The sequence below is a fragment of the Bacillus cereus group sp. N31 genome, from assembly GCF_016483245.1.
Lineage (GTDB): Bacteria > Bacillota > Bacilli > Bacillales > Bacillaceae_G > Bacillus_A > Bacillus_A toyonensis.
On the sequence record NZ_JAEHCH010000008.1, the window covers coordinates 170,611 to 181,451 of the forward strand.

The following is a 10,841-nucleotide window of genomic DNA, read 5'->3' on the forward strand; positions in this document are numbered from 1 at the left end:
AAAATGGCTGGTTTCTTGTTTATTTAACAGCTTCTTTTAATTCTTTACCTGCTTTAAATGCAGGAACTTTACCAGCTGCGATTTGAATTTCTTCGCCAGTTTGCGGATTACGTCCTGTACGAGCAGATCTTTCGCGCACTTCAAAAGTTCCAAATCCGATTAATTGAACTTTATCGCCAGATTGTAATGCATTAGCAATTGTGTCAAATACGGATTGTACAGCTGCAGAAGCGTCCTTTTGAGAAATATCAGCTGATTGTGCTACGTTTTTAATTAATTCTGTTTTGTTCATGTTTTCACCTCATAAAAAAATTTTTGGAATGAATGTTTTAGTATAATAGATAGTAAAGATAAAGCTATCACTATGATTAGAAAGAATACTATATAATTATGTTAATTTCGTTGCAAGAGACTGAATCCCTTCTATTATTTAGGGATTAATTAAGAATCGATGTATATAAAAAGCTTTAGTATGAGGATGAGGGGGAGTATACGAATGATTTTTCGTGAAAAAAATGAGAAGGAAAGTATATTAATTCGTCAACATGATCATGGTTTTTTAGCTGGAGAGATTGCAAAGCATATAAAAGAAGACTTTTTTGAAGGTAAAACATATTTAAAAGAAACAATTGATGCAATATATGAGCATGACAGAGGATGGATAGAGCTAGATAAAGTACCAATTTTAAATGATGCTAAAAATATTCCATATACATTTATGGATTGTCCAAGCCCATTACGTTTTGTTTTTTATACGATTGGTTTGAATGAAATTGAAAATTCTAATCCATACGGGGCATTGCTTTGCAGTAAACATTTTTTATCATTTCCACTAAACGAGGAAGATGAAGAGATGATGTCATTTTATAAACATGAATTAGAACGACAAAAAAGAATTTTGAAAACGTTAACAAAGGAACAGTTTGCGATGTTTGATAAACATTATAGATTATTAAAGTTTTGTGATGAACTTTCTTTATACGTATGTATGAATAAGCCTGGTGTAAAAAAGAAAGATGAAATTGATTTATTTAAAGATGGTTTTGAAGGAACAGAAATGTTTAATAGTAAGGATGATAAACTTATTCAAGCTGAATGGGTGGACGAGGAAACAATTCGGATTACACCCTTTCCATTTCAAACGGAATTTCATACGTGTGTAAAATATAAAACGATAAATAAACATGAAATGAAAGAAAAAGGGATTGCAAAGGTTGATAGAGAATCGGAAACGAAGAAACAAATTATTCGTTTCATACAATAGGGAGGTAATATAAATTGAAAGATTATATATTAAAACAGTTTGATTACCATGCTTGGGCTAATACTAGATTATTCAATCGATTAAAAGAGTTACCAAACTATGAGACAATTTTTAATGAGCAGATACAGAGTGTATTCCCATCCATTAAGGATACTTTTGTGCATATTTATATTACAGATCAAGTGTGGTTACACATATTGCATGGTAAAAGTATGAATGAAGCAATACAAGACCGAGAAGATTTACGAAAACAAATTGAAACTAAATCGTTACATGAATTAGAAAAAATGTTTGAAAACATGGCAAATCAATATAAAGACTTTTTAATTACAATACAAGATGTGAATGCTGTATTTGTTATTGAGAACCCATATGCAGGGGCATTAGAAACTTCAATTTTAGAGTTAGTACAACATGTCGTAAATCATGGTACATATCATAGAGGAAATATAACAGCGATGATCCGTCAACTTGGTCATTCGTCGACAATGATGGATTTTGTACTGTATTTACATATGGTTAAAAAGCAGGGAGAGTAATATAGTTTGTAAGAAGGAGAGGCTTTAATTGTAAAAGTCTCTCCTTCTATTTTACCCTGCATTAATGGTAGATCGACCAATTAAAATTTTACTTTATTTATTAAGAAGCTTTATTTTCTTGTAATTGCTTAGCGTATTGTACAGCCTTATATGCATTGACTCTACCGTTTTTCCAGTACGTACCTGTACCACTAATTTTATCAGTAGTAGACTCAATAATTTGGCGGATTTGTGTATTGCTATATCCTTGATTTGCTAAAAGAGCAGCGACTCCTGCAACATGAGGTGTTGCCATAGATGTACCACTTAATGATTGATACGTGCTCCCTTTATATGTGGAATATATATTTGAACCTGGTGCTGCAACATCTACCCAGCTACCATAAGTAGAAAATGAAGATTTTCTATCTGATTGATCTGTAGAAGCAACTGCAATTACTTCGCTGTAATAAGCAGGGTAATTAGCTTTTGTATTTCCAGCATTTCCAGCAGCTGCAACTATAACAGAGCCTTTATTCCATGCATATTGAACTGCTTGTTGTAATGCAGTACCACCATTTGGAGCTCCTAAACTTAAACTAATTACTTTTGCACCCGAATCAGCAGCTTCTCGAATACCTTGCGCTACAGCATCAAGAGTACCACTTCCTTGATTATCTAATACGCGGACAGCATAAATTGAAGTCTGCGGGGCAACACCAGCAATTCCGACGCTGTTATTCGTAAGTGCTCCAGTAATTCCAGCGCAATGTGTACCATGACCATTACCATCATCAGATGTATTGTCGTTATCAACATAATCATGCCCGTAAATTACTTTAGAAGCTAAATCAGGGTGTGAGCCTTGAACTCCTGTATCAATAATAGCTACTTTTACACCAGGATCACTTCGTTGGCTATCCCAAGCTTGTGGAGCTTGAATCTTTTGTAATCCATATTGATTTTTAAAATATGGGTCGTTTGGAGTCCAAAAGGCATGAACGTAATAATTCGGTTCTGCATATTCCACATCTGGATTATTTTTATAACTCTTTATTTTTTCTTTTACAGTACCTTTTGAAAATTGAACGACTTCAAAACCTAACTTATCATCTTTAGATAAGACATTAGCTCCGACAGATTTATGAAAAGATTGCACATTATTTAAAGATGCATTTTGCTTGAACTTAACGATTAATTGGTTAGGAACGTAATCAGTAGATGATGTTTCAGCACTTGAAGTATTCGTGTTAAAGAAGAAACCACCAATAATAAATGACAAAACAGATAGGAAAACAATGAATTTGTTTTTCAAAAGATTTTTCCTCCCTTTTCTTGGATGAGTTTTTCAGCGACACTTTAATGTCGCATTCCTTTTCAACTATATAGTTAGACCATACGATTTATGACATTTATGTGAAAAACTTTTATTGGAATAAAAAGGGGGGAAGATTGATATAAATTTATTTTAAATGATATTGGTTGAGTAAGAGAACGAAAAAAGGAATGCTCATTATGCATGAGTCATTCCTTTTTTCATAGATTAATTGTGATTTCCAAATGAAGTTATACCATTTATAAATAGTTGTTACGTTTTATCCATCTTGATAAAAGAAATCTAAGTGGTTAAGAGGGAGTGACTCTATTTCTTGTCTATTAGAAACTTTGTTTCACATATCTTGTTGTGTTATTTGTTTCTGTATTTAATAATTGTAAGGTCTTACCATCGAAATTCTGTACCATATAAGGTATGTCTTTCTTAGAAACAGTGACTTCTTTACCGTTGTCCATTCGCTTCGTTATATGTAATTCAAAAGTCATAGAGTTTTTATCGTAAGACCATGTTCCTTCCGTTACATTGTCCTTGTTTGGGTAAGTTCCTGCTGTATATAACTCAAAAGTATTTCCACCTTTTATGATAAATGTTACTAGGAAACCACTAGAAGTTTCAAGTCCCCAGTCAGCAATTAACTCAGTTCCGTCTGTTACTTTACTCTTAACGTTTGCTTCGTTAACACCTGAATTAGTGTCTATTCCTATTTTCTCACTAGCAGATATTCCGCCGCCGTTCGCCTTCGTTACTTCGTTTTTCATGTTGTTATATACTTCAATCCAGTATTTGTCGCCTTCTTTAACTAACTTTTCAGCGTTTTCAATTACTTCTTTGTCAGTTTTACCACCAGTATTTTTCTCTGTGTTTTGTGAGAAAATACGTTCTACTCCCTCAAAGGCTTTTCTGTACTTAGCGGTTGCTTTCTCAATATCCTTTTGAGCATCTATATACTTGTTCGGTGGGTCGATTTCTTCAAACTTATCAATTGCTTTAAAGATGTTTTCGACACTAACTAATACGTCTTTTCGTGTCTTATTGCCTTTGCTAGCTTCCCCAACTATATTATTGTACTCTTTGAATAGTCTATCAAACTCATTTCCTAAATCAACTAAATACATAGGATAGTCGTCTGCTAATACTCTTACTTTCTTCACATCAGAAGTTGACTGCTTTGAAGTACTAGAGTCAGCTTCTTTAGAAGTCTTAACTTCAGAATCCGTCTTAGCGGTTTTAGACTCTTCTGTTTTAGCAGGTTTAGACTCTTCTATTTTTATGCAACCGTTCATTAACAACATAACTGGTATGGTTAATCCTAGTAGTTTCTTTGCTTTCATGATTAAATGCCCCTTATCCTTAGTTAATAAATTAGCCGTATCTATTTACCTTGATTTCAGCCTTACTGTGTTTTTCTAGAAATACTATCTGTTGCTTCCTCAAAAAGCTTTGAACCATCTTTCGCTTTCGTTAATGACTGATTCATCTTACTTTCGTTTTGTTCTTCTATTGCATCAAAAAGCAGTGCAAATGCTTCATTATAAAGTTCCATTGATTGTTTTATATTTTCTTGTTCTACTTTTAACTCAGGCGGTGCTTGGAGGTTTCTTAACTTTGTTACATATGCTTTTGCTCCACCTATACTTAATTGTACTTCACTTTTCTTTTGACTATATGACTTAACATCTGAACTTGCTACATTTTCTATTAATTTCAAAACATCATCAACTTTAGTAGCATTTTCTACTATTTCTGACTTGTATTTCTCAACTTCTGAACCACTTAACTTTGCAGTTGATGAACTAGAGGAAGTAGATGAGTTTGAATTGTTAGAAGAAGAACTTGGTTTACTACTTGATGAGTTACTGTTTGCATCTTTACCATTCGCTACAGATAAGCTATCATCTTTTTTACTATCGGTTGACTTACTCTCTTTCTCCATCTTTTGCGTTTCTTCTTTCTTTGGTTCCGCTTTCTTACTATCAGTTTCAATTGTAATACAACCACTTAATAACATAACTGGTAATGCTAAACTTACTAATTTCTTTGCTTTCATGATTCTTAATACCCCTTTATTTGTAAAATTTAGTGCAAACAAGTTAACATACTTAACTAAGAAGTTTTCTCCGAATAACATCTTAGAATCGTCTATCTATAGATTACCTTTATATTACATAATCTTCAAGAGTTTTCCTTTTATAATTTTCTGGTTATTAAGTTGTGATTTATATATAATCAACTGGACTTTAAAGTTTTTTTGATAATACTGCTTAAAAAAAGAGGGGATTCTTACCGAGATATTTATGTTGAGGTTCATTGTATTTTAGTATTACTTCACTATAATTTATGTGTGATGCTAATGATTTTTAGAGTAACCAACACTGATAATTTTAAATGAAGTTTACTTAATAGAATATAATGTACTAAACATATTCTTTTATTTACTTTAGTGGAACTTTTTTAATAAAATAAAATAAAATAAAATAAAAGGCCCTACATTTTGACCAATTTCTTTTTCAAAATGTAGGGCTGTATTCTATATAAAATTAATATTTATAGTGAAATTTGAACTACAGTTATTTTAAACACAGATTAACTTGCCTGTTTTTTATGGTTTTCTTTCAATTTCTCTGCTTGTAAAAAACGATTCGTTTCAGCGACAACGATACCACTTAATCCGATTAGGCCAATTAAGTTTGGAATTGCCATAAGTCCATTTGCAATATCAGCAAATGTCCATACGATACCAAGTTTTAAATTGGCACCAATCGCAATCATCACGATAAAGATTGCTTTATAATATCGAACAGCACCTTCTCCAAATAAATAAGCGACACATTTCTCACCGTAATATGACCAGCCTAAAATAGTAGAGTAGGCGAATAAAATTATGGCAATACCAAGGATCATACTACCAGCGGTGCCGAATACAGATTGGAATGCAAGTGTTGTAGCTTCAACACCGGTTTTACCTGATTTCCATGCTCCAGTTGTAATTAATACAAGTCCTGTAATTGTACAGACGATAAATGTATCAAGAAAAGTACCAGTCATAGAAACTAAAGCTTGTTTTGCAGGTGAATCTGTTTTTGCTGCAGCGGCCGCAATAGGAGCACTACCTAAACCAGCTTCGTTCGCAAATACACCGCGCGCCATTCCGATTTGAATAGCTGATGCGACTGTTGCTCCAATAAAACCACCTGCGGCTGCTGTACCTTGAAATGCACCAGAAAAAATAAGTGAAAATGCTTCTGGAATTTGATCAAAGTGATAGAAAATAATAATAAGACCAGCAATTATATAAAAGAAAGCTTTAATAGGAACGATAAATCCCGTTACTTTCCCGATTTTTTTTACACCGCCTAAAATAACAATAGCGATTAAAAATGACATTAATATACCAGTTAAAGCAGGGGGGAAAGAGAAATTAATTCGCATTGCCTCCGCAACTGAGTTAGATTGCACCATATTACCGATCCCGAAAGAAGCAGTTGTACCGAATATAGCGAATAAAACAGCAAGCCATTTCTTACCTAAGCCACGCTCTAAATAATACATTGGTCCACCTGAATATTCACCATTTTCATTACTAACACGGTATTTCACTGCTAGAATTGCTTCGGCATACTTTGTTGCCATTCCGAATAAAGCGGTAATCCACATCCAAAAAATTGCACCAGGACCACCAATTGTAACAGCTGTTGCAACACCGGCGATATTTCCCATACCAATCGTTGCGGCCATAGCTGTCATGAGTGCTTGGAAGTGGCTAATATCTCCAGAAGATGACGTATCTTCTGACTTTTTAAATGCTATTTTGTGAGCGTATAATAGTTTACTAAACTGTAAACCTTTCAAACGCACTGTGAGAATGATACCAGTACCAACGAGTAGCAACAAAGTTGGTAATCCCCACACGTAATGATTCATTTGTTCTAATACTTTACTTACTGTCTCCATCTTTATTCTCCTTTTTTAGAAAAAATAAAAACCACTTCAAGTAAATGAAATGGTCTCTGGAGAAACAAGGAATAGAAAAATAAACCGATACAAATCGGCATTTTCCTTCGCTTGTCTCTGTCCTTTTTACCTGAGAGATTATCCGCTAAAATAGCGGATTTGCTCCTTCGGCGCTCTTTTTCCTCCGCGCTATTAAAAGCGAGAGGGAGTCTCTCCAGAGATTCGTCCCCATGCAGTTCTACTTGTAACCAAGACCTGAGAGTTTCAAAGTTGGTATTACAACTTTTTGCCCCGTCGGTAGATCAATTGACCTTCTCCTGAATGGTTCATCCGAATTATAAAATTAATATACACATTGAATGTAAATCAATAAAAATATTATAGACAGACAAACTGTGAATTGCAATCTTTTTTTTATTTTAAAATAGTAAACAGTTTTATTTTTTAGAAATTCCTAATTTATCTTTAATTTCATTTAAAGTAGATAAAGCGATGACAATATGTTGATCGGCAAGCCCTAAAGCCTGTTTTGTATTTTCAATTATTTCATTGGCCGGAGTAGAATTATTGTATTTATCAATAATTAAATCTGCTGCATTTTTCATGTAATTTGATGCGGATTTAAACTGAGTTGTGAATTGGATTAGTTGTTTTTGTATATGTATATCCGTTATGTTTTCTTCGATTTTTATCGTGTCTATTTCGTTCATAAGTGTTTCATACTGTTTGGAAACAGCACTCATTGTAACTAATAGTTTATTTCTATCCACTGAATCTCCGTTCGTGTTCATCTCTTCCCAGGCAGGCAACCAATCTTTTTCGATAATGTCATTATAATTAGTAGTCAATTCCTTAATTTTAGGTTGTAATTTAGTTTTGAAAGTTTTTGTATCCACTGTTTCTACAGTTGCTTTTTCATTATCATTTTTACCATTAGTTACGTAGAAAATCGTACCGAAAATGATGAAAATAGAAATAACTACTGTCCATTTAGTAAAAAGAATTTTCTTCAATATGTAACGCCTCCAAAATTTAAAAACTTATAATTATAATATATAACAATAATGTTGTTTTAAATAGAGAAAATAAAGTTAGAAGTGATTTGAATTACATCTTTTTTATACGTAACTAATTAAAATTAGTAAAAAGATGAAAGGAATATGTAAGAAAGGGGAATTTTAGTGAAAGTGAATAAAAGAAAACAAGTTTTAAATATTGTAACGGCTATGTTATTAATTGGTGTATCTCACATTAACGGGCAGTAAGACCCCCACTTCAAAATGCAGCGAAAGCAAAGAAGTTAGGTGGGGGATGAAGAATCCCAAAATGATTAAAGTTTCACTTTATTTGCACTCATTTATGTAGACAAAGAATCTAAAATTGAAAAATTTCCAGTACCAATGTCAGCAATCCATATTAATGATGATAATGAAGAGGTTTATACATATATAAGTGTAATGCTTATTATAAAGGCAAGTGGATGGGAGCCAGCATAGTTAGTTTTAAAAAAGTAGAACGAAAGGTAAATGTATAACATTATCCGAGAGAAATTACGTATTATTTATTTGAGCAATAGATATACAAGGGAGAAAAGATTTCGATGTAATTCGTATAGAGCTACATTTTTTATATTCCGAATTATTTGAAATGAAAATAGATAGATGGTTTGATAGATATAGTGTAAAAAAATGATTAGTTGTACAAAAGTAGAAATTTGTAGTTACCATATTTTTGTTATGTAAACTGATTGTTGTAAGAGAGATTGTATTATGAGGGGGAATTAGAAATGTTACTAAAAACAATATTTTGCAGAGTGGAAGAAAAGAAAAGGGAGATGTTTTCGGCTGCTCAAGAAAAATGGCGTGATTTACAACATTTAGATGGTTTTCATGGGCAATTTGGTGGATGGAATGAAGATGAGGCATGTGTATTTACTTTATGGGAAGATAGAAGTGCATATCAATCATTTATGAAGGGTGCTCACGATACAATTTATTTAAATAGTAATCAAAAAGATACGTTTCTTTCATGTGAAATTGAACTATTTCAAACGTTGTATGATATAAATGATAAGCCTTTGCAAAACGTTGTTACAGAAGGATCATTCGTAAGAGTTGCCATATGTGATGTAAAGGGAGAAAAAGAAAATCATTTTTTACATAAGCAAGAAACAATTTGGAATAAAGGAATGGAGAATGCAAAAGGGATGTTAGGTGGAGTAGTTGCGAAGTCTTTAAAAAATGAAACTCGTTACATAGTATTAACTTATTGGGAAGATGAAATGGCGCATCAATATTATGTGGAAGAGAATTTTCCTATGTTGTATAAACTAGCTAACATTCATGAAGATATAGAAGAGATAAGAAGTAAACAAGCTGTATGTAAGGAAGAATGGCTTGTATATTAAGTGCAGAAAAAGTGTATAAATGAATGTATAATAAAGATAATTTCTTGTAAACAAGAAATTAATAGAAGACGTCATATACCCTTTCATGTTAATATATTTAAGTTAAAATAGGAGGCTTACCCTTTTGTATTGTACGGTAGAAGCAGTGTGAGCTTGAAATTTTTTATGAAAAGGATGTGCCTAACTTGCGTATCAATAAATTTATTAGTGAAGCTGGAAAAGCGTCTCGACGCGGAGCAGATAAATTAATTAATGAGAGAAGAGTAATTATTAACGGTAAGGTTGCAAAAATTGGTGACCAAGTAAATCCAGGTGATGATGTACGAGTGAATGGAGAGCAACTTCGTATTGCTCGAGACCATGTGTATATCGCTTTAAATAAACCAGTAGGTATTACATGTACAAGTGAAAAAGCAGTAAAAGGTAATATTATTGATTTAGTGAATCACCCTTTACGTATTAGTCATATTGGACGTCTCGATAAAGACTCAGACGGTTTAATTTTGTTAACGAATGATGGCGATATCGTTAATGAGATTTTACGTGCTGAAAACAAGCATGAGAAAGAATATATCGTTTCAGTGGATAAGCCAATTACACCTGATTTCTTAGAGAAAATGGCAGCGGGAGTTAAAATTTTAGGTACAAAAACACTTCCTTGTGAGGTTACACAGTTATCAAAATATGAGTTCCAAATTATTTTAACACAAGGGCTGAATCGTCAAATTCGCCGTATGTGTGAAGCTTTAGGTTATCAAGTATATACGTTAAAACGTACGAGAATTATGAATATAGAATTGAATAATTTACCAGTTGGGCAGTGGAGAGATTTATCGAAGAAAGAGAAAAGACGTCTATTTTCAGATTTAAATTACGAACCACAAGATTGGTAAAATTGAGAAGTGAAACCAAATTTTTTTGGTTTCACTTTTTTAAATTAAATGAATAATATTATTTAACACTTGCAAAAATAAAATGAATAAGATATATTAAATAACAATAAATGGATGTTTTATAAAAGCAAAGAAAAGGACACGAGTTATTTTACCCGGTTATACAGAGAAGGAAGGAAAGCTGAGAACTTCCTAACGCAGAAAAATAACTTACCACCTTAGAGCTGCACTGGGGAAATGAAGTATCTAGTGCCGTGTATGCGACGTTATCGCAAAAGAAGCCATTATGTTTTTTGTGATGGGAATCTGGGTGGAACCACGGATATAAGCATATTCGTCCCTATTTTAGGGATGAATATGCTTTTTTGCATTCAATTTCATAATAAGCGAAGAAGAGGACACGAGTTATTTTACCCGGTTATACAGAGAAGGAAGGAAAGCTGAGAACTTCCTAACGCAGAAAAATAACTTA

At 32.8% G+C, this 10,841-nt stretch carries 10 protein-coding genes, 1 riboswitch and 1 other annotated feature; of the genes, 4 read left to right on the forward strand and 6 right to left on the reverse strand.

The genetic code is table 11. The features are described from left to right. Positions 1-19: 19 nt before the first annotated feature. Positions 20-292: an HU family DNA-binding protein gene (locus JDS81_RS13135; protein WP_001043905.1), complete on the reverse strand. Its 273-nt coding sequence runs from the start codon at positions 290-292 to the stop codon at positions 20-22. A 204-nt stretch (positions 293-496) separates the two neighbouring features. Between JDS81_RS13135 and JDS81_RS13140 the strand changes: the two genes are divergently transcribed. Together JDS81_RS13140 and JDS81_RS13145 are read left to right on the forward strand one after the other, a co-directional pair. Beyond that, positions 497-1,264, forward strand: coding sequence for a DUF3891 family protein (locus JDS81_RS13140; protein WP_097953432.1), 768 nt, complete (start codon positions 497-499; stop codon positions 1,262-1,264). A gap of 14 nt (positions 1,265-1,278) precedes the next feature. Further along, a complete protein-coding gene (locus JDS81_RS13145) occupies positions 1,279-1,803 on the forward strand; it encodes a DinB family protein (RefSeq protein WP_097953431.1) in 525 nt (174 codons plus the stop codon). Positions 1,804-1,903: 100 nt separating this feature from the next. Here the strand turns inward: JDS81_RS13145 and JDS81_RS13150 are convergent, their stop codons facing one another. The 5 genes from JDS81_RS13150 to JDS81_RS13170 all read right to left on the reverse strand — a co-directional run bounded on the left by JDS81_RS13150 (position 1,904) and on the right by JDS81_RS13170 (position 8,082). Continuing rightward, complete coding sequence (locus JDS81_RS13150) at positions 1,904-3,097, reverse strand: S8 family peptidase (RefSeq protein ID WP_097953430.1); 1,194 nt, start codon at positions 3,095-3,097, stop codon at positions 1,904-1,906. A 341-nt stretch (positions 3,098-3,438) separates the two neighbouring features. Next, a complete protein-coding gene (locus JDS81_RS13155) occupies positions 3,439-4,449 on the reverse strand; it encodes a DUF3994 domain-containing protein (protein WP_097953429.1) in 1,011 nt (336 codons plus the stop codon). A gap of 62 nt (positions 4,450-4,511) precedes the next feature. Then, positions 4,512-5,165, reverse strand: coding sequence for a DUF7018 domain-containing (lipo)protein (locus JDS81_RS13160; RefSeq protein WP_417896776.1), 654 nt, complete (start codon positions 5,163-5,165; stop codon positions 4,512-4,514). 536 nt (positions 5,166-5,701) lie between these two features. After that, positions 5,702-7,069, reverse strand: coding sequence for an alanine/glycine:cation symporter family protein (locus JDS81_RS13165; RefSeq protein ID WP_000451042.1), 1,368 nt, complete (start codon positions 7,067-7,069; stop codon positions 5,702-5,704). 107 nt (positions 7,070-7,176) lie between these two features. Then, positions 7,177-7,297: riboswitch (glycine riboswitch) on the reverse strand. Between the two features lie 209 nt (positions 7,298-7,506). Further along, positions 7,507-8,082: a hypothetical protein gene (locus JDS81_RS13170; protein ID WP_097953427.1), complete on the reverse strand. Its 576-nt coding sequence runs from the start codon at positions 8,080-8,082 to the stop codon at positions 7,507-7,509. A gap of 773 nt (positions 8,083-8,855) precedes the next feature. On the opposite strand from JDS81_RS13170, the gene JDS81_RS13175 reads away from it, so the two are divergent. Together JDS81_RS13175 and rluF are read left to right on the forward strand one after the other, a co-directional pair. Next, a complete protein-coding gene (locus JDS81_RS13175) occupies positions 8,856-9,476 on the forward strand; it encodes a YdbC family protein (protein WP_097953426.1) in 621 nt (206 codons plus the stop codon). A 185-nt stretch (positions 9,477-9,661) separates the two neighbouring features. Further along, entirely contained in the window at positions 9,662-10,369 is a 708-nt protein-coding gene (rluF, locus tag JDS81_RS13180; RefSeq protein WP_001222161.1) for a 23S rRNA pseudouridine(2604) synthase RluF, read from the forward strand. 121 nt (positions 10,370-10,490) lie between these two features. Beyond that, positions 10,491-10,714 (forward strand) — a binding site (T-box leader). The last annotated feature ends 127 nt before the right edge of the window (positions 10,715-10,841 follow it).

Bases quoted from the DNA above. Each gene is read 5' to 3' on its own strand.
- JDS81_RS13135 (WP_001043905.1), bottom strand. From the start codon at position 292: ATGAACAAAACAGAATTAATTAAAAACGTAGCACAATCAGCTGATATT.
- JDS81_RS13140 (WP_097953432.1), top strand. From the start codon at position 497: ATGATTTTTCGTGAAAAAAATGAGAAGGAAAGTATATTAATTCGTCAA.
- JDS81_RS13155 (WP_097953429.1), bottom strand. From the start codon at position 4,449: ATGAAAGCAAAGAAACTACTAGGATTAACCATACCAGTTATGTTGTTA.
- JDS81_RS13160 (WP_417896776.1), bottom strand. From the start codon at position 5,165: ATGAAAGCAAAGAAATTAGTAAGTTTAGCATTACCAGTTATGTTATTA.
- JDS81_RS13165 (WP_000451042.1), bottom strand. From the start codon at position 7,069: ATGGAGACAGTAAGTAAAGTATTAGAACAAATGAATCATTACGTGTGG.
- JDS81_RS13175 (WP_097953426.1), top strand. From the start codon at position 8,856: ATGTTACTAAAAACAATATTTTGCAGAGTGGAAGAAAAGAAAAGGGAG.